Raw genomic sequence first — 21240 nt, 5'->3', positions numbered from 1 at the left:
GCAGTTATCGAGCCCACTAGGTTACAAACCTCGCGCCGCGATTTAATCGCCCCTAGGTTGAACAAATTTCAATCCGCAAAGGTCAACACCCCCTAGTAAAAATAAGCTTATTGGCGTTTACCACAGTGACGGCAAAATAAATGGCTGTTACGCTGATTAAGCTGAGTTTTAATTGCTTTATTGGCCTCAAGTTTACTCAATCCCAGTTTATAGCGAAGTTCTTCTAAGTGCATGCGCTGTGAGTCATCTAGGCTGCCGTCATGGATTTGTTCATGTACGGCGTCTTCAAAAAACTGACGACGTTTACGTATTTGCTCTGAAAAACTTGAAGCAAGCAAACCCGTGGGGATTGCCACCATTCCCATGCTCACCAAGGTGATCACCCCACCAAATAGCTTACCTACAGGAGTAATGGGCACAACATCACCATAACCTACCGTGGTAAGCGTGGCCATAGCCCACCACATAGCCGCAGGGATAGAGCCAAATTTATCTGGTTGTATGTCGTGCTCTAATAAATAAATGCCACACGAGGCGAGTATAAGCACCACCGACATTATAAAAAATGCGGCCAGTAATGAATTTGCTTCGTCTTTAAATGCTTGTAATAGCAACTGCATTGCACGAGAGTAGCGAGTAAGTTTAAACACTCTTAGCAGCCTTAATACCCGTAAAAAACGTAAATCGAGAGGAAACATGAACATTAATAGACTCGGTAAAATGGCTATTAAATCAATAAGAGCTAAAGGTGATAAAAAATAATGCAGCCGACGTTTTACGTTTGAACCTTTTATAGCTGCGTATTTGCTTTTATCGACACAGGCCCAAAGTCTTGCGAGGTATTCAAGGCTAAAAATAGCCACTGAAATTACTTCTAATAGTAAAAATTGCGGGTAATAAAGCTTATTTATACTTGGTACTGACTCAAGCACAATGGCAACAACGTTAAGCATAATTAAAGCAATTAGTGCAGTATCAAGTATATGCCCTGCTGTTCGGTAATCACCGGTTCCTTCAAATACCTGCGCTAAAGTTTTCCGTGCTGTGTTTTTCATTTTTTTAGCTTTAACAGCATATTAATACTGCCTTCTTCAAAATCACGACTGATAGTAAAGCCTAACTTACGGGCTAGTTCTATCATGCCGGTGTTCTCTGGTAGTGTTATGCCTTCAATGACTTCTACGCCTTGGCGCTTACAGTGATTTATTGCAGCGCTCATCAGCAACCTACCAAGACCTAAACCTTGGTAGTCAGAGCGAACCACTGTGGCAAACTCCGCATGTAAATTATCAGGGTCCATAATTACACGTGCCACGCCTAACGTACGGCTTTTACCTTCAAAGCGTTGGCAAACAATAAAGGCCATTTCTCGGTCGTAATCTATTTGTGTCATTTTTGCGAGTTGATCGTGATTAAACTGGGGGAGTTCGCCAAAAAAGCGTTTGTAGCGATCTTCTTTATTAAGGGATTGATCAAACTCTTGGTGGGCTTTTTCATCTTCTGGACGAATAGGCCTTAATGTAGCACGTGTGTTATTTTTAAGGGTTACTTCTTCTACAAGGTCAATAGGGTAAGGGCGTATACATAAACGTTTACGATCGCTACGTGTCTGATAACGGTTAACAGTAATGGTGGCATCAAGCACTAAAAATTGGCCGTTACTGGCTAAAATAGGGTTTAGCTCCATGGCACTTATGTCAGGTTGATCGACAACAAGTTGAGATATACGTGTGAGCAGGGCGCACAGGCGGTATTTATCGACTTTTTCTGGCAGGATACGATCTTTTAATACGCCTTTATCGTTTGCTGCCGCAATGAGGTATTTAGCTAAGTTCATATTAAGTGGCGGCAAAGCAACGGCTGCTTGGGCATACTCTAATCCATTACCTGCTTCACCAAGTAATATAACGGGGCCAAAATTAGGCTCGGTTTTAATGGCGATTCGCAGCTCATTAGCACCAGCACGGGGCGCCATTTTTTGTAGTGAAAACCCTTCAATAACCGCATCTGGATAGGTGTTTTTAATGCGTATCAGCATGGCAAAGGCAGTTTGTTCAACTTCGTTTGCATCGTTGAGATTGAGTACCACACCACCGACTTCTGATTTAGAGGCAATACTTGGACTAATCAACTTTAACGCTACGGGAAAGCCTAATTCAATTGCTTGCTCACGCGCTTCTGTGGGCGTGTAGGCTACTTCTGTTTTAATACACTCAACACCATAATGACTAAGGATTTGGCTTGCTTGATGCGTGGGTAAGTAGCTTTGATCTTCTTCTAAAAATTCGTTAATGAGTGAAGTGGCCGCAGTTTTATTTATTTTGGCGTCGTCAGTGTTTGATTCCGGAGTTTGCGTTAAATGCTTTTGGTTACGACGATAACTAACCAAATGCATAAATGCGCCAACGGCACCCTCAGGCGTGCGATAGGTTGGAATAGTATGGTTAGAACAAACACGCCTAGCGGCATAAGCTGCATCTTCCCCCATAAAGTTGGTCATGACATAGGGGCGCGCCATCTTTGGTATTTTTTGTAAGGTTTGCACTATCATATCGGCGTAGTCTTCACTGGGTGCAAGTGCTGAGGGAGTATGAATAATAAGTAAGTTTTTAACTTCTTCGGCGCGTAGTAAAATCTCCAATGCTTGCCTGTAACGGGCTGGTGCAGAGTCGCCAAAAATATCAACAGGGTTAGATGTAGTATCCGACTGGGGGATCACTTTATTTAGTGCCGCTCGGGTTTGCTCGCTTAGCTGGGCAAGCTTACCGGAATTTAAAATCAGCTCATCAACCGCCATGACACCCGGTCCGCCGCCGTTAGTTAAAATGGTTAACTGCTCAACTTTTAACAGTTTTGGGTGAATGGCGAGTGTTTGCGTGGCCGCAAAAAGTTCGCGCAGGTCACTAACCCGAAGCATACCAGCACGTTGAAAAAGCGCATCGTACACCGCATCTGAACTTTGTTTGCCACCGGTATGGATTTCGGCGGCCAGTGCGCCTGCGCCAGTTTTACCCGTTTTAATGGCTATGACGGGTTTGCTAAATGCAGCCGCGCGTGCTGCTGAGATAAACCCGCGGATATCCTCTATATTATCTATGTAGAGCAGAATCGCTTTGGTTTTTGCATCACGGCCGAAAAAGTCGAGTAGCTCGTCAAAATCAATATCTAGGCAATCACCCACAGATACAAAATACGAAAAGCCAATTTCTTTATTTTTAGCCCAATCTAAAATAGTGGAGCACACCGCTGCAGATTGCGATATAAATGCCAGTTTTCCCGGTGCTGCTACGGTGTGTGAAAAGCTGGCATTGAGACCAATATGCGGGATAAGTAGCCCTAAACAGTTTGGTCCAAGCAAGGTAACGTTATGGTGATTAGCTGCATGTTTCAAGGCCGTTTTTTGGCACAATGAAAGTCCATCGGCAATCACAATCGCACTTTTACAGCCAAGCTGGCCTAACTGCTCAATAATGCTTAGTAAGGTATTTTTATTAGTACAAATAACGGCTAAGTCGGGCACCTTGGGCAGCGCTGCAATATCAGGATAAGCAAGCACTCCATGTACTGCACTATGGGTTGGGGTGACGGGCATAATTGGCCCTTTAAATCCGCCTTGTAATAAATTGCGCATAACCACAAACCCCGCGCGAGTAGAGGTATTCGAGGCGCCAATAACAGCTACCGAGGCCGGATTAAAAAATTGGCTAATACGCTTTAGGCTCATGCTATATCCTTGGCTGATAATGTTTTGCGTTATTTATACTCACAATGTACCCTGTTTGCTGTGTTATTTCGAGCGCGTAAATGCTTATTATTGATATCAATCAAGGAGATTTTTGTGAATAAAACACCCCATTTTTACACTGTTATTGCTGCTATTTGTTTAAGTATAGGCTTAGTTTTATTTGGCTTTATTATTAAAAGTGCTGCCGTTGATGTAAAAAGTATGGACCGAAGTGTGCAGGTAAAAGGGTTAGCTGAGCGTGAGGTTAATGCCGATACGGTTATTTGGCCCTTGCAATACACCGATGCAGACAATAACCTAGAAAAATTGGTTAGTCGAGTTGAGCAAAAAAATAGTGCCGTGATTGCTTTTTTAAAGTTACATGGCTTTGATGATGACGAAATAAGTACCGGCAGCCAGTCAATTATTGATAAACAGGCCCGTGAATATGGTAACGATAATCAAAAATTTCGTTATTTAGCCCGCGCTAATATTATTGTTTATTCTAACGCGCCCGACAAAGTCCAAAATGCATTAGGCAAAGTAAGCCAACTGGCGAAGCAAGGTATCGCAATAGTACAGGATAGTTACGAAACCAGAGTCGAATATTTATTTACCGGCCTTAACGATATCAAGCCTGCAATGGTGCAAGAGGCTACAGAAAAAGCCCGAGAAGTCGCTAACAAATTTGCTAAGGATTCGAACTCAACACTTGGCAAAATAAAATCCGCGCGCCAGGGGCAATTTAGTATTAGTAATCGCGACTCTAATACCCCTCACATTAAAAAGGTAAGGGTGGTCACCAGTGTAGAGTATTATTTAAGTGACTAAATCGCTCTCACTAGGTGGGCAATGTGTGCTGTTGAACGTTGCAGATAAGCTGCACTAAGTAAAATACCGGTTTCGTTAATGTTTGCGCCTTTTAAAACATTTACTAATTGTTGTTTAGCGGTTGGGGTTTGTTTTTGTTCTATTTCCATAAGCGCTAATAAGGCTGAAAACTCATGCTTTACTGGCGTGCTAGGTTTATCAGCATAAGCAATATAACAGGCAACAGGAGTAAGACCGTTAGCATTAGTTTGTGCTAAGGCTTTTGCTAGCCCATCGTTAGATTCGAATAACATTAATGAGCGTACGTAGTTAAAAGGCAGCTTGTGAGCATGGGCGTGTTTAAATACACTGTGCAGCACATTATTTCCCCGGCTGTCTTGTGCTAAAAAGCCGTTATTTTCTTTTAATGCCGGTGTAAAAAACGTTAATGCATCAGTCGTTGTTAATTGGTTTATAAAAGGTGCTGGTAAGGTGTTGGTTGTTAAAATACGTGTTGCCACATTTTGCATAAAATCGTATTTAATACTCATTCGCAAAGCACTTTCGTAAAGGTGGTTTAGCTGCAATGTTTGTTGCGCAGGGGTTAACTGTTTAAAGTCGTTATCAAGCTCGTCTAGCTGATGCTTGGCAATGCGCGCATTAAGTAACTGTATGCTTAAGTCCATTCTTAACTCTACCTTTGAGCGTTTTTATTACTATAAAACAAAAAAGGCCGCATCAGCGACCTTTTTCTATTTATAACCAAGTATTAAGCTTTTTTACTTGCTACCCACTCGTTTACAAAGTTCTCTAGTACGTTAAGTGGTACAGGGCCATTTTTAAGTATAACGTCGTGGAACTGACGAATATCGAACTTATCGCCTAGTTGCTTTTTAGCATCTTCACGCAGCTCTAAAATCTTAAGCATACCCACTTTGTAAGCCGTTGCTTGCGATGGCATTACAATGTGACGCTCAACCATTTTAACACCGTCAGATGTGGCGTTAGGCGTATTATTTACGTAGTAATCAATACCTTCTTGGCGAGTCCATTTCATTGCATGAATACCGGTATCAACTACTAAGCGACACGCACGCCATAATTCCATCGAAAGGCGACCAAAGTCTGAGTAAGGGTCTGAGTATAGGCCCATTTCTTTAGGAATGTACTCTGAGTATAAACCCCAACCTTCAATGTATGCTGTGTAGCCACCAAACTTACGGAACTTAGGTACACCTTCAAGCTCTTGTGAAATAGCAATTTGCATATGGTGACCCGGAATACCCTCATGGTACGCTAATGCTTCCATTTGGTACGTTGGCATTGCTTCCATGTCGTAAAGGTTTGCGTAGTAAATACCAGGGCGTGAGCCATCTGGCGCAGGTTGTTGGTAAAATGCTTTACCCGCTGCTTTTTCGCGGAATGCTTCAACGGCTTTAACTTTAAGATCAGCCTTTGGCTTAACAATAAATAACTCATCTAGGCGAGTTTTCATGGTGTTGATTAGACCCGTGGCTTCATCTAGATAACGCTGCTTACCTTCCTCGTCATTGGCGTAATAAAATTGTTTATCCGTTTTCATAAACTGCATAAACGCTTTTAAATCACCTTTAAAGCCTACTTTGTCTTTAATTTCACGCATTTCATCATGAATGCGTTTTACTTCAGCAAGGCCAATAGCATGAATTTCTTTAGCGGTTAAGTCAGTTGTGGTGGTGCGCTTAAGTGCGTTATTGTAAAACGTTTCACCGTCAGGCAGTTTCCATGCGCCATCGCGGTTATCAGCGCGTTTTTCTAGCTGTGCTAAGTAATTAATTAACTTAGAGTAAGAAGGCTTTACGGCTGATTTTAATGCATCAGTTGCATCGCTGATTAAGGCATCTTTTTCATCTTGGCTAATTTCAAGGGCGCTTACTTTACGTTTAAAGTCGGCTAATAGTGTAGAGTCTTCGCCTTTATCAAACGGCGCACCATGAATGATGTTTTTGCTCGAATCTATAACATGTGGGAACACAAATTTAGGCGCGATAATACCTTTATCAGCACGGGTTTCTAAATCAGTAATAAGCTGATCAAATACTGCAGGTACGCCGTTTAAACGTGCAATGTAATCTTTAGCTTCTTTAACGTTACTAATTGAGTGCTGGTTAATTAAAAACGCAGGCACCATAGAGTGCGTACCAAACATTTGGTTAACTGGGTAGTTATGGTAACGCCATTTAAAATCAGCAATCGAGCTTTCTAGGTCTTGTTTTTTTAAGTCGTAACTTACTTTAGTGGCATCATCGAGTAGGTCGCGATTAATGGCTTTTAGCTCAACTAAATCGGCTTTTGCTTGTGCTAAGTCTTTTAGTTTGCGCTCTTCGCTGCCGTCATCCCATTTATCGTAGTCTTTTTTAATACCCATGTAAGTTTGGTAAACCGGGCTGCTCATTACATCGCGGTTAAAGGTATCTTCAAAAAACGCATTCGCTTTGTCTATTTCGCTTTGCACAGGTTGTACTTGCACTGCAGGCGCTGGCATTGTTTGTTGTGGTGCCTGCTGGCAGCCGGCTAAAATAGCAACGCTCACGGCAGCTGCAATAAAGGTAAGTTTACGCATTGTTTTCCCTTTGTTGTTAGAAACCCATTAGGGTGTATTATATTTATTTGCTTGTATTTTATGTTTATCGCGCGTGGTCAAAAACCACTACACAAACAATTCTAGCAGGTCATTTAAAAAACGATGGCCTTTAAGGCTTACTTGCCAGTGGCCGTTTTCTTGTATTAACAAGCCTGCATTTATTGCTTTAGTTAAAGCCGCTTGCTGGCTTTGTAGCGGCTGACTAGTCAGCGCACTGAAATCTTCAACTGGGCAAGGCTCTACTAAGCGAAAACGATTCATAAAAAATTCAAAGGCTAAATCGTCTTGTTCTACTTGCCAATTTTTGTACATATATGGTTTTAACATATCCATATAGCCACGTGGGTGTTTAACCTTTTCGGTGCGTGTGATTACACCGGTTTTTGCATCAGTCACCTTACCATGAGCGCCACAGCCAATACCGAGATAATCGCCAAAACGCCAATAATTCAAGTTATGTTGGCATTGAAAGCCAGGCTTTGCATAACCGGATATTTCGTATTGAATATAACCTGCTTGGGCAAGGAGTGCTTGGCCTTGCTCTTGAATATCCCATAAGGTTTCATCTTGTGGCAAAGTTGGCGGCTTGGATGCAAATTGAGTATTTGGCTCAATAGTAAGCTGATACCAAGATATATGTGGCGGGTTTAAAGCAATAATCTTTTTTAAATCGCTTAGTGCATCGTCAAGGCTTTGCCCCGGTAAGCCATGCATTAAATCAAGGTTAAAGCTATTTAATCCGGCTTGCTTAGCTTGCTCTGCAGCGTAGTGGGCTTCATCGGCACCATGAATACGGCCAAGTGCTTTTAACTTGTCGTTTTGCATGCTTTGCACACCAATAGAAATCCGGTTAATGCCCGCTTTAACGTATTCTTTAAAGCGATTCGTTTCTACTGTACCTGGGTTCGCCTCAAGGGTTATTTCGCAGTTGTCGCTTAGGCCAATTAGGCTATCAACTTCGCTTAATAAGCGGGTATAAGCATCACCCGTTAATAAGCTTGGTGTACCGCCGCCAATAAAAATACTATGAATTTTACGCCCTTGCACCAAGTGCAAATCGGCTTTTAAGTCGTCAATTAAATGCTGAACATATTCAGCTTCAGGAATGTCGCCTTTTTGCCCATGGCTATTAAAATCGCAATAGGGGCATTTTTGCACGCACCAAGGTACGTGCACATATAAGCTCAATGGTGGAAGGTTCACAGGCCGCCTTTGTTTTTAAGCTCTAATAGTAACTTTTTAAGTGCTTGGCCGCGGTGGCTCACTGCATTTTTTTGCGCTTTGGTGAGCTCGGCGCTGGTACAGTTTTGCTCAGCAATAAAAAATACCGGATCGTAACCAAACCCGCCTTCGCCATTTTGGGTTTGTGTAATTTCGCCCTCCCAACTTGCACTACAAATAAGCGGGGTAGGGTCATCGGCGTGGCGCATTAATACTAATACACACCAAAAACGCGCTTTACGATTAGGGTTGCTACCTAAATCATTAAGCAGTTTGTCTATGTTATCTTGATCGCTGGCGTTCTCACCGGCAAAACGCGCTGAGTACACCCCAGGTGCGCCATTTAAGCCATCTACCTCTAAGCCCGAGTCATCTGCAATGGCTGGCATACCGGTAATTTTAGCTGCATGGCGGGCTTTAATTATCGCGTTCTCTACAAAGGTGGTGCCGGTTTCGGCTACTTCGCCTACATTAAAATCGCTTTGTGGAACGACGTTTATGCTAAGCGGGCTGAGCATGTTTGCCAGCTCATTTACTTTACCTGGGTTGCCTGTGGCAAGCACTAATGTTTTGGTCATGATATTAATCTACATAAAATTTTTGCTGAAATTGTAATTTTTGAAATTGATTACTTTGTTGTATTTCAATTTCAAAACGTAAAATTTCTTCGTTGGTGTAATTTACCTGGGCAAGGTAATAAATTGAGTCATCTTCTTGTACTTCTTTAAAAGTGAGGGTTTGTTTATTACCAAGTAGGTTTTTTGCTATGCCGCTTAGCTTTACAGTTTGCGCGGTTTTATCGCTGTTATTTTTTAGTACTGAAATATTAACAACCCCTTTATAACCACTACGTTCAAGGCCATAGGTTTTTGCTATTTGTGGCTGAATAAAAGTAGATGGAAAAGCAATGTAATGCACTTGCCAAGGCCCTAGCTCTTTGTATTGTGCACCTTGCATCTCTTCACTGTGGGCATTAAAAGCAAAGGCTAAAAAACTAATAAAGCAAAACTTAATTAAACGGTTCATTGTGGTGTCCTATATAAAAAAGAGGCCAATGGGCCTCTTTTACTTATAACAAAAAATTTAGGCTAACAAGTCCATCAGCAACATTTGTAAAAACTGAATACCAATAATTAGTACAAGCACTGATAAGTCTAAGCCACCCATTGGTGGAATAATTTTACGAAGTGGCTTGAGCATTGGCTCAGTAAGCTGATGGAAAACCGCTTCTATAGGGTTATAACCTTGACTTACCCAGCTTAAAATAGCGCGTATGATCAATACCCAAAATACTAAGTTTAAGCCTTCTTTTAATACGGTAATAAGCGCTTGTATAAACACAGGTTGTGCAGCCCATGCGCCATATATAACCAGCATTAAAGTACTAATTTTGGCTACAGCCACTATAAATGCCAGCAATAGAGAGGCTAAATCGAGCCCCCCTAGGCCAGGTATTATTTTACGCAAAGGGTTGACCGCAAACGAGGTTGCTTTAACCACAAATTGGCTCATTGGGTTGTAAAAGTCGGCTTTTGCCCACTGTAGCCAAAAACGCAGTAGCACCACCATTAAAAACAAATCAAACAGGGTACTGATCAAAAATTGCATGGCATTCATAGTGTAACCTTCAATAAAAAGTAGTTTTAAAGTTCTTTTTCCATTTGCATCGCACGCGCTATACACGCATCCATTGCATCGCTCACTGTTTGCACTAGGCCTTCGCCTTTTAAATGCTCAACAGCTGCATGGGTAGTGCCGCCTTTAGAGGTTACATTAGCGCGTAATTGCGAAATGCTTATCTCTGGTTGGCTCAATGCCATTTCGGCTGCGCCAAGCGCTGTCTGCTGCACCAAGCGGCGTGCATCTTCATCGGTAAAACCAAGTGCTTTCGCTTTTTCTTCAATTGCTTCCATAAATAAGAAAAAGTAAGCGGGCGATGAGCCTGTTACGGCTATTATATCGTTGATTTGTGACTCTTGCTCAACCCACACAACAATACCTGTGCACTCAAATACCTGTTGTACAAAGTCGTGCTCTTCAGCTGTTTCATCTGCGCCAAATAAACCCGATACACCACGCCCAAGTAACGATGGGGTGTTTGGCATACAACGTACCATTTTAACGTTTTGGCCTAGCATTTCTCGCAGGCGCTTAACGGTTAAACCCGCCGCTACCGAAATAAACAGTTTATCACTAAAGTCGATACCCGAATCTTGAAACGATTTACATAAATCGCCCATCATTTGTGGTTTAACAGACAATACAATGACATCAGCATCGCGTAAGGCTTCGTTATTGTCGCTGGTGGTTTTCACCTTGAAATCGTCTGCTACCTTGGCAAGCTTTTCTTGGTTGCGGTTTGTTGCAATGATGTTGTTTGCATTAAAACCGTTTTTTACCATGCCACCAATAATGGCGTAGCTCATGTTACCTGTGCCTATAAATGCGATTGTTTTATCTGACATATGTCTGTTATCACCTTTTAAGTTCGCGTTCCAAAAATATCTGTGCCGATCCTCACCATGGTTGAGCCTGCGCTTATGGCGGCTTCAACATCATTAGTCATCCCCATCGACAACGTATCTATATGAGGATATTGGGCCTTTAGTTTATCAAAGCAAGCGTGTAATTGCTCAAAAGATTGACTTTGTTCACTCGGATCGTCGCTTTTAGCTGGAATAGCCATTAAACCGCGTAAAGTAAGCTGTTCACATTGGTCAATAAACTCAGCCAGCTCGGGTATTTGCTCAATGCTACAGCCCGACTTTGCCTCCTCTGCGCTTATATTTACCTGAATAAGCACGTTTAAAGGGGCTTTATCAGCGGGGCGTTGAGTGTTTAATCGCTTAGCTATTTTTATTCTATCTACGCTTTGTACCCAGTCAAAATTAGCGGCAACAAGGGCGCTTTTATTTGATTGAATTGGGCCAATGAAATGCCAAATGATGTCGCTAAATGTGTGTAGTTGAGCTATTTTATCTACAGCCTCTTGAACATAAGACTCGCCAAATTGGCGTTGGCCCTGCTCGTAAGCAGCAATAATATCGTCGCTTGGTTTTGTTTTTGATACTGCTAGTAGGGTAATTTCATTACTACTACGTTTGGCATTTTTGGCCGCGCTGGCAATTCTAGCGTAGGCGGATGTGAGTCGTTCTGCTATTGTAACCATATATTTATCAGTTAGTTGTGGAGTCATAAATGGATATTACCGAATTATTAGCGTTTAGTGTGCAACACAAAGCATCTGATTTACACTTATCGTCAGGTGTTTCACCTATGATACGCGTAGATGGTGATGTTCGCCGCATTAATATACCTGCACTTGCAGACAAAGACGTAAACAGTCTTGTTTACGACATTATGAACGATAATCAGCGCAAGGACTACGAACAAAACCTAGAAGTGGATTTTTCGTTTGAAGTGCCTAACCTTGCACGTTTTCGTGTTAACGCATTTAACTCAAACCGCGGCCCTGCAGCGGTGTTTCGTACCATCCCAAGCGATGTACTGACGCTTGAGGATTTAGGTGCGCCAGATATTTTTAAAACAATATCAGATAACCCGCGTGGTTTAGTATTGGTTACCGGCCCAACGGGTTCAGGTAAATCAACAACCCTTGCGGCTATGGTCGATTATATAAATCAAACAAAACATCACCATATCCTCACCATTGAAGATCCTATCGAGTTTGTACACGATAATAAACTTAGCCTTATAAACCAACGTGAAGTGCACCGTGATACGCACAGCTTTTCTAATGCACTGCGCAGCGCGCTGCGTGAGGACCCGGATGTAATCCTCGTCGGTGAGCTACGTGATTTAGAGACTATTCGCCTTGCTATGACCGCCGCAGAAACCGGTCACTTAGTATTTGGTACGCTACATACCACCTCGGCACCAAAAACCATTGACCGTATTATTGATGTATTCCCAGGTGAAGAAAAAGACATGGTGCGTTCAATGCTTTCTGAGTCGCTGCGCGCCGTTATTTCGCAAACACTACTTAAAAAAATTGGCGGTGGGCGAGTGGCCGCGCACGAAATTATGATTGGTGTGCCGGCGATTCGTAACCTAATTCGTGAAGATAAAATTGCACAAATGTATTCGTCTATTCAAACGGGTGCATCGCATGGCATGCAAACCATGGATCAATGTTTAAACAATTTAGTTAATCACGGCATTGTGACAACCGCAGCCGCAAAAGAAAAAGCCCAAGACAAAACACAGTTTGGTGGCTAAGGACTTACTATGAATTTATCTTTAAATCACTTTTTACAAATTATGATCGAGAAAAAAGGCTCTGATCTTTTTGTATCTAGTCAGTTACCTGTTAGCGCAAAAATTAATGGTGAGCTTATCGCTCTTAGTGACGATAAGTTGAGTGATGAGCAATCGCTCGCGCTAGTAGAGTCAGCAATGAGTGATAAACAAAAAAATGAGTTTCACTCAACTAAAGAGTGTAATTTTGCAATAGCCACAGACGAAGGGCGTTTTCGTATATCGGCTTTTTGGCAACGCGATAGAGCAGGCATGGTTATTCGCCGCATTGTAACGCAAATACCAGATGTAAGTGATTTAGGGCTGCCCTCTACACTTACCGATGTAATTATGTCAAAGCGTGGGTTAGTGTTGTTTGTGGGTGGTACTGGTACGGGTAAATCAACCTCACTGGCTGCCTTAATCGGTTACAGAAACCGCAACCAGCGTGGTCATATACTCACCATTGAAGATCCGATTGAGTTTGTACACGAGCACCGTAAAAGTATTATTACTCAGCGCGAAGTAGGGCTTGATACCGACAGCTTTGAATCGGCACTTAAAAGCTCACTACGTCAAGCTCCAGATGTAATATTAATTGGTGAAATACGCTCGCAAGAAACCATGGAATACGCACTGAGCTTTGCTGAAACCGGCCACTTATGTGTAGCCACATTGCATGCTAATAACGCAAACCAAGCCATTGACCGTATTATGCACTTAGTCCCCAAAGAAAAGCACGACAAGCTTAAGTACGATTTAGCGCTTAACTTACGCGCTATTGTAGCTCAGCAGCTTATTCCAACCTCTGATGGGGAAGGGCGTGTTGCCGCGATAGAAATTTTACTAAATTCCCCCATGGTGGCAGAGCTAATAAAAAGTGGCGATATTGGCGGTATTAAAGAGGCCATGTCTAAATCTAAAGAAATGGGCATGCAAACCTTTGACCAAGCTTTATTTGAGCTATACAAACAGCAACGTATTAACTACGCCGATGCGCTGCATCATGCTGACTCGCCAAATGATTTACGCTTAATGATTAAACTGCGCAACAACGAGCAACAAGGTGCAGGGTTTTTACAAGGTGTCACCATTGATGGACTCGATGATAAAAACAGCAATTAACACTGCATTCTATCCTTAAAAAAAGCGCCGGTAGGCGCTTTTTTTAGGGATAAAATGACTTATTCACCATAACTGGCTTCAAAAAAACTCTCTAAAATAATCACGGCCGACATATTATCGACATTTCCTTTTCCTAAATTTTTATAGCCACCGTGCTCAAATAAACGCGCTTTTGCATCGGCAGTTGTGAGTCGCTCGTCTTGTGTTTGCACCGGTATGCCGTAATGGTTGTGCAAGCGGTTAGCAAACTTTTTAGCTTTAAAGGTTACCTCTTGCGAAGTGCCATCCATATTAAGCGGTAACCCCACCACCATTAAGTCGGGTTGCCACTCTTTAACTTGAACTGCAATATGCTCCCAGTTAGGAATACCATCTTGGGCTTTTACAGCCTTGAGGCTAGAGGCGCTGCCAGTGAGTTCTTGCCCTATAGCAATACCAATACTTTTTGTGCCAAAGTCGAAACCCATTACGGTACGTTGGCCTTGAGGTTTAAGGTTCTTTTTAGTCATTATGGTTCTTTAAGCGTGTCCAGCTTCACTGCAAAGCTGGCTGACATCAAAGCCCAGCATTGAAACTGCTTTTTCCCAGCGTTTTTCAACCGGCGTATCAAAAATGATCTTCGGATCGGCTTTAATGATCAACCAACTGTTATCTAAAAGCTCTTGCTCAAGTTGTCCTTGCTCCCATCCCGAATAACCAAGCGTAATAATAAATTGCTCAGGTGCGTGGGCGGTGGTCAGGTTGGCAAGTACATCTTTTGATGTGGTGATCATTATATCACTGCTGAGCTTTTGGCTTGCAGAATAACCAGGCTGAGGTGAATGAAGTACAAAACCCCGGTCGGTTTTAACCGGACCACCTGCAAACACAGAGACTTGCGCAGCTTGTTGAGTTTTGTCGTTGTCTATTTCTATTTTATCTAAAAGCTCACCAACGGTTACATCAATAGGCTGGTTGATCACCAATCCCATAGCCCCATCTTCATTGTGCTCACAAATATAGGTAACGGCACGTTTAAAAAAAGGGTCTTGCATCGACGGCATAGCGATTAAAAAATGATTTTCTAATGATTGCATAGATTTCACCCTTTTAGTTTATGAATACTTATTGAACTTTGAGTATGGCATAGATATATATGTAGCGTATAAAAAGTCCATTAATTGTATGAAATACTTAAATTAATGGACTTTTAAATGGTATTTATTTAGCTAGCTTACGCTCAATGGCGTCAAACAAAATACCGGTAATAGATATATCGTAAGCGGCTTCAATTTCACGTACACAGGTTGGTGCAGTTACGTTAATTTCGGTGAGCTTGTCGCCAATAATATCTAAGCCTACAAACACTAGCCCTTTTTCTTTAAGTGTAGGGGCAACTGCTTGGGCTATTTTAAGATCCGACTCGCTAAGTGGGCGGGCTTCACCACGACCACCTGCCGCCAAATTACCGCGGGTTTCACCATTTTGTGGAATACGCGCTAAACAATACGGAATTACTTCACCATCAACAACTAATACGCGTTTGTCGCCTTGTTTGATCTCTGGAATGTAATTTTGCACCATAGCAAAGCGGCTACCGTGCTCAGTGAGCGTTTCACAAATAACACCAATGTTTGCATCATCTTCTTTGATACGAAAAATAGACGCGCCGCCCATGCCATCAAGTGGTTTTAAAATAATGTCTTTATGCTCAGCTAAAAATGCGCGTATTTGCGCTTGGCTACGTGTTACTAATGTATCGGGCGTATGCTCGCTAAACCACGCTGTAAATAGCTTTTCGTTAGCATCGCGCAGGCTTTGTGGCTTATTAATAATTAACGTACCTTCTTGCTCTGCACGTTCTAATATATACGTTGCGTAAATGTACTCTGTATCGAACGGGGGATCTTTACGCATTAAGATAACGTCAAGGTCGGCAAGTGCTATTGTGGTTTTTTCTTCAAGTTCGTACCACTTTTGCGTGTTATTAAATACCTGCGCTTTTGCTGCGGTTGCATACGACTTACCTTGGCGAAGTGATAAATCATCCATCTCCATGTAATAAATTTCATAGCCACGTTCTTGCGCTTGCATCATCATTGCAAAACCGGTGTCTTTTTTGATGTTAAATCCACTAATAGGATCAGAAATAATACCTAACTTTATCGCCATGCGCTGTGCCTTAATCTAATTATAATTACTACTAGAGTGTTAATAGTTTTAATATGAGGGTGCCATTGAGCTATTTCAATTAGCTAAATCGCCAAATTGTAACTGTAATGCACTTAAGACCGTTAAAGCGGCTGTTTCTGTTCGTAAAACACGTGGCCCTAAACGAATATCAACAAATTCTTGCTGTTTAGTTTTCGCCATTTCTTCGTCAGTGAAGCCCCCTTCAGGGCCTACTAAAAAGCGTACACCGGCGCTTGGAACGGTTATTGTTTTAATACTGTGCTCGGCTCGCGGATGCAAGGTGAGCTTAATTTCGTCTGTATGTTGCTCAAGCCATTGCTTTAAATCAACCGGTGGATGAACAACTGGCACATAGTTACGTCCCGATTGTTCAGCGGCTGAAATTGCAATTTTTTGCCATTGTTGGTGTTTTTTTTCTAACCGGTCGCCACTGAGTTTAACGCCACAGCGCTGACTAAAAATAGGGGTGATTTCGTTAATACCTAACTCAACAGATTTCTGAATGGTAAAGTCCATTTTGTCGCCGCGTGATACGCATTGGCCTAAATGAATGTTAAGCTCAGATTCGACATTATGCTCATCAAAACGTAGTGGCATAACAACAACTGACTTTTTAGTGACCTCTATAATTTCACTGAAGTATTCACCGCCTTCACCATTAAAAATAGACACATGTTCGCCTACTTTCATGCGCAATACGCGGCCAATATGGCCCGCTGCATCGTCGTTTAAAGAAACCGGGGTGTTTAAGGCAATACTCGATGCCTGATAAATATGAGGTACTCGCATGGGAATCACTTATTGTATAGCGTAAAGGTGTATATCGCTATGGTAAGTAAGCAGGGCGTTGTACGCAATTATTTATTTGAGTGTCTTGGCAAGTGCGACTAAATCTTTGGGTGTTTCAGCAATATCTGTGTCGCACGATAAGTGATTTTTAAAGCCTTCGTCAGTAATACGATTAAATGTATAGCCGCTATCATCAGCACTGACTACATAGCGTTTTTCATGTAGAGAATTATAAATAAAACGTTGTTTTTCGTCGGCTAGCAGGTAGTCGGTGTTATTAAATAACACCCCCTGTATATCGTGATGCTCATGCAGGTAAGTGGCCAACTCAGATACGCTAATTTCGTTTTCTAAATCGCAATAACAGTAATCTTTAATAAGCTCGTCAAACATCATTTTAACCAGCTTACGGGTGTTACTGCCTGCAACTATTAAGGTGCTGGGTGTATTGGGTGTGGCGTGCTTAAAATAATATTCAGCAAATGTGCGACTAAATTCGTTGTCTATATCAATTAACAAATAGTTAGTTACTTCAAATGACATAGGGCCCCGTTGCTTTATGCAAATGTGTTGTGCCAGTTAACTAAATACGGGGCGCTTGGCGACTTATTTAATAGCGTGGCGTTAAAGTGAAAACATGCTAATAAGTAAATAGCCTATAGCACAAAAAACAGCAAACTCAATGCATGCTATGCCTATATTGTCTTGATGGTCTACCTCTAAAGCAGTATCAATATTGGGCAATGAAATTGCTTTTATTACAAAACTTAAACAATATAATAACACCCACATTACACCGCAATGCATTACCAGTGTAAATATATTTTCGACCATTTTTCCATTTTGAAAGGCAGCACTTGATAGCCCTGCGTAAACAGCGAGTGCTAAACCTATTGATTTTCCTGCATATCTAATGCCTATAGAGGTGTTTTCTAAATTAAAGTTGCTTTGCAGCGAGGCACCTTGGTTTGCTTTAGCAAAGCGGTATTCACGTATCTTACTATCTAGTGCAAACATCCCTTGTAACGTAAAAAAGCTTACAAAAGCAATGAGTAAGTTGCTAAACCCTTGTGCATGGGTCCATGTATAAAGTCCCAGTGCAATAATGCAGTTGGCTAGTAACATGCCAGAATCCACCATTGCGGCACATACATTTTGCTTTAGTATGGCTTCTTCTTCATTAAATCTGTGCAAAATCCATTTTCTGTGAATTAAATGACCAGCTTTAATAAATGTAAATAACAGAACAATTAAAACAATCACTTTTAAGGGATTATGTTGTGCTGCGCTCATACTAATTTCATCAAATAAAAATGCCATGGTGGCAATAACCACGGTAATCTCTGAAGCGAAGCTAATACCCATGGCAAAGTTATCATGCTGCGCTAGCTCATCTTTAAGTGCTTGTTTTGCTTTTACTTGAGCAACAATTCTCAGGCTAAAAATCGTAATGCATATAACCGCAAAACTAATAGCAATCGCAATTAAACTGGTGTTAGATAATGATAAATATGACATGCTGATCCTAAGTAGAGATAACCTTTCTTGGTTTTAGTTATTCTAGTATGGTTAGTAAATATATAAAAGAGAGGATTGATGAGTAATAAAATGCAACTTCCTATTCAATTACAGAAACTTGGCTCAGCCCGCTTTGCACAGCTCTATCCGCAGCAACCTATACAAGAAGAAGTTGTAAAATTATGTGCTCTGAGCGACTTTGCTTTTCGTAGTTTAGAGTCGCAACCTCAATTAAAAGACTGGTTAATAAACCCAGACGAGCAATTTAGCCGAGACGTTCCCGCGCCATTCGACGGCCTTGATCTGCTACAGATAGATGAAAACCAGTGTAATAAAATTTTGCGCCAGTACCGAGAAAAATACTGGCTAAAAGTTGCCTACCTCGATTTATGCTGCGATAACCCAATTAGTGACAGTATTAAATACATAAGCCTATTGGCTGATATGTTGATTAGTAGCGCCAATAGGTGGGCGCATGCACAAACTGCAAAAACAGCAGGTGAGCCTCTCGATGAGCAAGGTAACCCTTTGCCCTTAATGGTTTTAGGCATGGGTAAATTGGGCGGTCACGAACTTAATTACTCATCGGATATAGATTTAATTTTTGCCTATCCGCGCAATGTACCTACTCAAGGTGGGCGTAAACCTGTTGAAGCGCAAGTGTTCTACACAAAGGTAGCGCAAAAACTGATTAATGCACTTAACCAAGTCACTGGTGATGGCCAAGTATTTAGGGTTGATATGCGCTTGCGTCCATTTGGCGAAAGTGGGCCTTTAGTGATGAGCTTTCATGCCATAGAAGATTACTACCAAGAACAAGGCCGCGATTGGGAACGCTACGCCATGTTAAAAGGGCGCTTAATAGGCACACCTAATCAGTATTGGGATGAATTTATACAGCTTTTAAAGCCCTTTGTTTATCGCCGTTATATAGATTTTTCGGTGATTGAATCGCTGAGAAAAATGAAGCTAATGATAGCTCAAGAGGTGCGACGTAAACGCCTGACTAATAATATAAAGTTAGGAGCAGGTGGTATTCGTGAGGTTGAATTTATTGTCCAGGCTTTGCAAATGGTGCGCGGTGGGCGAGAGGCAAACTTACAAACTCAATCGCTACTGTATGCCCTAGAGCAGTTAATTCTAAATCAAGCGATGGATGAACAAGAAGCAAATGAGTTAAAGCATAACTACTTGCACTTACGTAAGGTTGAGCAATATTTACAAATGTTTGACGATCAACAAACACAAACCCTGCCAGATGATGAGCTCAATCAAGCGCGGCTAAATTATTTGCTCGAATCTGAAAGCTTTAATCATACTATGTCGCACATTGAGCAGGTTATGACTAAAATTCACGATGAATTTTTACTGGTGATAGGGGAGGAAACGGTCCCTCTTGATACCTGCGAAGGTGCGTTTATAAGTGCGTGGGATCATGGTGATGTGAGCTTTTTAAACGATATAAAAGAGCAATGGCAAGTGCCTCTTCATGACTTTAAACAACGTTTAAGTAAGGTAAATATAGGTAATCGTGGGCGTGATATTCTCGATAAGCTCATGCCCTTATTACTCAAACAGCTGAGCGATTTTAATGCCAGCGGTGAAACATTTACCATGGTATGCCGAATTTTAAATAAAATTGTATCGCGTACAGCTTACCTTGAATTACTGTACGAAAACCAAGGCGCGCTTAAACAGTTAGTATTATTGTGCTGCCACAGTAAGTGGATAGGGGAGCATATTTCTCGTTATCCTATTTTGCTTGATGAGCTAATAGACCCTGCTGCGCTTTACAAACCTACGCCGTTGAGCGCCTATAAAGATGAAATACGCCAATACTTTTTACGTATAGAACACGACGACCTAGAGCTGCAAATGGAAGCGCTTAGACAGTTTAAGCAAACACATCAATTACGTATTGCGGCTGCAGATGCAACCGGTGTGATTGATGTTATGAAAGTAAGCGATCACTTAACTGCTCTTGCAGAAGCAGTGGTAGACCAAGCAGTTAATATAGCGTGGTATAACACGGTTAAGCGTTTTGGTATGCCGCCAAATACAGATGACGAGCATAAAGGGTTTGCGGTTATTGCGTACGGTAAAACAGGCGGTTTTGAGGTCGGCTACGACTCTGATTTAGATCTTGTATTTGTTCATAATCACGACGGTAATAGCAGTACCAATGGCGATAAATCGATTACTTCACGCCAGTTTTATTTAAAACTTGCGCAGCGCTTAATGCATTTATTTAATACCCGCACTGCCTCGGGGATATTGTATGAACTTGATACGCGCTTGCGCCCTGAAGGCGCTTCTGGTTTATTGGCTATTAACTTAGAAAGCTTTAATCATTATCAGCAAACCCAAGCGTGGACGTGGGAGCATCAAGCGCTTGTGCGCGCCCGCATAATATTAGGTCAAGATGAGCTAAGAGCGCGTTTTGCTCAAATTCGTAAAGAGATATTATGTGCTCCGCGCGATGTAGATATACTTAAGCAAGATGTGCTTAAAATGCGCGAAAAAATGCGGAACCACTTAGCGAAGGGAAACGCAGAGCAATTTGATTTAAAACAAGATGTAGGCGCCATGACCGACATTGAATTTATAACTCAATATTTAGTGCTTAAAAACGCCCCTCAGTTTAGCCAGTTAACGGAATTTTCTGATAACGTGAGAATACTCACAGACGCTGCTGCGATTGGGTGTATCACTAAAGCGCAAAAGCAGCAGTTGATTCAAGCGTATATTGATTATCGCTCGCGTTACCACGTATTAAGCCTAAACCAGCAAGGTCGCTTGGTGTCACGTAAAGATTACCAAAGGGATATTGAAAGCGTATCGGCATGCTGGAATACAATATTTGAACTAGGGCGTGTTGATCTTTGCGGATTGAAATTTGTTCAATCTAGGGACGATTAAATCGCGGCGCGAGGTTTGTAACCTAGTGGGCTCGATAACTGCTCCTGCGTTATTCTAATGACTTACATCCATGTAAGAATAA

At 41.8% G+C, this 21240-nt stretch carries 20 protein-coding genes; 4 read left to right on the top strand and 16 right to left on the bottom strand.

Annotated elements, in window-relative coordinates; translation table 11 throughout:
• Positions 1-107: 107 nt before the first annotated feature.
• A complete protein-coding gene (locus AN393_RS18550; protein WP_055018854.1) occupies positions 108-1055 on the bottom strand; it encodes an ion transporter in 948 nt (315 codons plus the stop codon).
• Entirely contained in the window at positions 1052-3724 is a 2673-nt protein-coding gene (locus AN393_RS18545; protein ID WP_055018853.1) for a bifunctional acetate--CoA ligase family protein/GNAT family N-acetyltransferase, read from the bottom strand. The genes AN393_RS18550 and AN393_RS18545 overlap by 4 nt, the downstream gene beginning before the upstream one ends.
• Before the next feature lie 114 nt (positions 3725-3838).
• Here AN393_RS18545 and AN393_RS18540 point away from each other — a divergent pair, with 114 nt between their 5' ends.
• Positions 3839-4555 carry an SIMPL domain-containing protein gene (locus tag AN393_RS18540; RefSeq protein WP_055016811.1) on the top strand — a complete coding sequence of 239 codons (717 nt, stop codon included), beginning with the start codon at positions 3839-3841 and terminating at the stop codon, positions 4553-4555.
• Here the strand turns inward: AN393_RS18540 and AN393_RS18535 are convergent.
• From AN393_RS18535 to AN393_RS18500, 8 genes are all read right to left on the bottom strand, one after another.
• Positions 4552-5220, bottom strand: coding sequence for a hypothetical protein (locus AN393_RS18535; RefSeq protein ID WP_055018852.1), 669 nt, complete (start codon positions 5218-5220; stop codon positions 4552-4554). The genes AN393_RS18540 and AN393_RS18535 overlap by 4 nt on opposite strands.
• 83 nt (positions 5221-5303) lie before the next feature.
• Positions 5304-7136, bottom strand: a complete 1833-nt coding sequence (locus AN393_RS18530; RefSeq protein WP_055016813.1) for a DUF885 family protein — start codon at positions 7134-7136, stop codon at positions 5304-5306.
• 87 nt (positions 7137-7223) lie between these two features.
• Entirely contained in the window at positions 7224-8360 is a 1137-nt protein-coding gene (hemW, locus tag AN393_RS18525; RefSeq protein ID WP_055018851.1) for a radical SAM family heme chaperone HemW, read from the bottom strand.
• The gene (locus AN393_RS18520; RefSeq protein ID WP_055018850.1) at positions 8357-8956 is read right to left on the bottom strand and encodes an XTP/dITP diphosphatase; all 600 of its coding nucleotides are present in this window, start codon (positions 8954-8956) and stop codon (positions 8357-8359) included. Before AN393_RS18520 ends, hemW begins: the two co-directional genes overlap by 4 nt.
• A 4-nt stretch (positions 8957-8960) precedes the next feature.
• Positions 8961-9404 carry a DUF4426 domain-containing protein gene (locus AN393_RS18515; RefSeq protein ID WP_055018849.1) on the bottom strand — a complete coding sequence of 148 codons (444 nt, stop codon included), beginning with the start codon at positions 9402-9404 and terminating at the stop codon, positions 8961-8963.
• 57 nt (positions 9405-9461) lie between these two features.
• Positions 9462-9995, bottom strand: coding sequence for a YggT family protein (locus AN393_RS18510; protein WP_055016817.1), 534 nt, complete (start codon positions 9993-9995; stop codon positions 9462-9464).
• A gap of 26 nt (positions 9996-10021) precedes the next feature.
• The gene (proC, locus tag AN393_RS18505; RefSeq protein ID WP_055016818.1) at positions 10022-10843 is read right to left on the bottom strand and encodes a pyrroline-5-carboxylate reductase; all 822 of its coding nucleotides are present in this window, start codon (positions 10841-10843) and stop codon (positions 10022-10024) included.
• A 17-nt stretch (positions 10844-10860) separates the two neighbouring features.
• Positions 10861-11574, bottom strand: coding sequence for a YggS family pyridoxal phosphate-dependent enzyme (locus tag AN393_RS18500; protein WP_055018848.1), 714 nt, complete (start codon positions 11572-11574; stop codon positions 10861-10863).
• Between the two features lie 2 nt (positions 11575-11576).
• Between AN393_RS18500 and AN393_RS18495 the strand changes: the two genes are divergently transcribed.
• Together AN393_RS18495 and AN393_RS18490 are read left to right on the top strand one after the other, a co-directional pair.
• On the top strand, positions 11577-12617 hold the full coding sequence (locus AN393_RS18495; protein ID WP_004586840.1) for a type IV pilus twitching motility protein PilT: 1041 nt from the start codon (positions 11577-11579) through the stop codon (positions 12615-12617).
• A gap of 9 nt (positions 12618-12626) precedes the next feature.
• Complete coding sequence (locus AN393_RS18490; protein WP_055016820.1) at positions 12627-13760, top strand: PilT/PilU family type 4a pilus ATPase; 1134 nt, start codon at positions 12627-12629, stop codon at positions 13758-13760.
• Between the two features lie 59 nt (positions 13761-13819).
• On the opposite strand, the gene ruvX is transcribed toward AN393_RS18490, so the two are convergent.
• From ruvX to AN393_RS18460, 6 genes are all read right to left on the bottom strand, one after another.
• Positions 13820-14269, bottom strand: a complete 450-nt coding sequence (gene ruvX / locus AN393_RS18485) for a Holliday junction resolvase RuvX (RefSeq protein WP_055016821.1) — start codon at positions 14267-14269, stop codon at positions 13820-13822.
• A 9-nt stretch (positions 14270-14278) separates the two neighbouring features.
• Positions 14279-14836 (bottom strand): YqgE/AlgH family protein, encoded by a 558-nt coding sequence (locus AN393_RS18480; protein WP_055016822.1) that lies wholly within the window; start codon positions 14834-14836, stop codon positions 14279-14281.
• 124 nt (positions 14837-14960) lie between these two features.
• The gene (gene gshB, locus AN393_RS18475) at positions 14961-15911 is read right to left on the bottom strand and encodes a glutathione synthase (RefSeq protein ID WP_055018847.1); all 951 of its coding nucleotides are present in this window, start codon (positions 15909-15911) and stop codon (positions 14961-14963) included.
• Positions 15912-15986: 75 nt separating this feature from the next.
• The gene (gene rsmE, locus AN393_RS18470; RefSeq protein WP_055018846.1) at positions 15987-16721 is read right to left on the bottom strand and encodes a 16S rRNA (uracil(1498)-N(3))-methyltransferase; all 735 of its coding nucleotides are present in this window, start codon (positions 16719-16721) and stop codon (positions 15987-15989) included.
• 72 nt (positions 16722-16793) lie between these two features.
• Entirely contained in the window at positions 16794-17264 is a 471-nt protein-coding gene (locus tag AN393_RS18465; protein WP_055018845.1) for a hypothetical protein, read from the bottom strand.
• 81 nt (positions 17265-17345) lie between these two features.
• On the bottom strand, positions 17346-18239 hold the full coding sequence (locus tag AN393_RS18460) for a hypothetical protein (protein WP_055016826.1): 894 nt from the start codon (positions 18237-18239) through the stop codon (positions 17346-17348).
• A gap of 78 nt (positions 18240-18317) precedes the next feature.
• Between AN393_RS18460 and glnE the strand changes: the two genes are divergently transcribed.
• Positions 18318-21158: a bifunctional [glutamate--ammonia ligase]-adenylyl-L-tyrosine phosphorylase/[glutamate--ammonia-ligase] adenylyltransferase gene (gene glnE / locus AN393_RS18455; protein WP_055016827.1), complete on the top strand. Its 2841-nt coding sequence runs from the start codon at positions 18318-18320 to the stop codon at positions 21156-21158.
• The last annotated feature ends 82 nt before the right edge of the window (positions 21159-21240 follow it).

It is taken from the genome of Pseudoalteromonas sp. P1-25, assembly GCF_001401805.1.
Lineage (GTDB): Bacteria > Pseudomonadota > Gammaproteobacteria > Enterobacterales > Alteromonadaceae > Pseudoalteromonas.
Note: the sequence above shows the minus strand (reverse complement) of the source record. Positions and strands in the feature narration are given on the sequence as shown.

Coding starts and splice junctions, on each gene's coding strand:
- AN393_RS18550 (WP_055018854.1), bottom strand. CDS start 1,055: ATGAAAAACACAGCACGGAAAACTTTAGCGCAGGTATTTGAAGGAACC.
- AN393_RS18545 (WP_055018853.1), bottom strand. CDS start 3,724: ATGAGCCTAAAGCGTATTAGCCAATTTTTTAATCCGGCCTCGGTAGCT.
- AN393_RS18535 (WP_055018852.1), bottom strand. CDS start 5,220: ATGGACTTAAGCATACAGTTACTTAATGCGCGCATTGCCAAGCATCAG.
- AN393_RS18530 (WP_055016813.1), bottom strand. CDS start 7,136: ATGCGTAAACTTACCTTTATTGCAGCTGCCGTGAGCGTTGCTATTTTA.
- AN393_RS18520 (WP_055018850.1), bottom strand. CDS start 8,956: ATGACCAAAACATTAGTGCTTGCCACAGGCAACCCAGGTAAAGTAAAT.
- AN393_RS18515 (WP_055018849.1), bottom strand. CDS start 9,404: ATGAACCGTTTAATTAAGTTTTGCTTTATTAGTTTTTTAGCCTTTGCT.
- AN393_RS18510 (WP_055016817.1), bottom strand. CDS start 9,995: ATGAATGCCATGCAATTTTTGATCAGTACCCTGTTTGATTTGTTTTTA.
- proC (WP_055016818.1), bottom strand. CDS start 10,843: ATGTCAGATAAAACAATCGCATTTATAGGCACAGGTAACATGAGCTAC.
- AN393_RS18500 (WP_055018848.1), bottom strand. CDS start 11,574: ATGACTCCACAACTAACTGATAAATATATGGTTACAATAGCAGAACGA.
- AN393_RS18495 (WP_004586840.1), top strand. CDS start 11,577: ATGGATATTACCGAATTATTAGCGTTTAGTGTGCAACACAAAGCATCT.
- AN393_RS18490 (WP_055016820.1), top strand. CDS start 12,627: ATGAATTTATCTTTAAATCACTTTTTACAAATTATGATCGAGAAAAAA.
- ruvX (WP_055016821.1), bottom strand. CDS start 14,269: ATGACTAAAAAGAACCTTAAACCTCAAGGCCAACGTACCGTAATGGGT.
- AN393_RS18480 (WP_055016822.1), bottom strand. CDS start 14,836: ATGCAATCATTAGAAAATCATTTTTTAATCGCTATGCCGTCGATGCAA.
- gshB (WP_055018847.1), bottom strand. CDS start 15,911: ATGGCGATAAAGTTAGGTATTATTTCTGATCCTATTAGTGGATTTAAC.
- rsmE (WP_055018846.1), bottom strand. CDS start 16,721: ATGCGAGTACCTCATATTTATCAGGCATCGAGTATTGCCTTAAACACC.
- AN393_RS18465 (WP_055018845.1), bottom strand. CDS start 17,264: ATGTCATTTGAAGTAACTAACTATTTGTTAATTGATATAGACAACGAA.
- AN393_RS18460 (WP_055016826.1), bottom strand. CDS start 18,239: ATGTCATATTTATCATTATCTAACACCAGTTTAATTGCGATTGCTATT.
- glnE (WP_055016827.1), top strand. CDS start 18,318: ATGAGTAATAAAATGCAACTTCCTATTCAATTACAGAAACTTGGCTCA.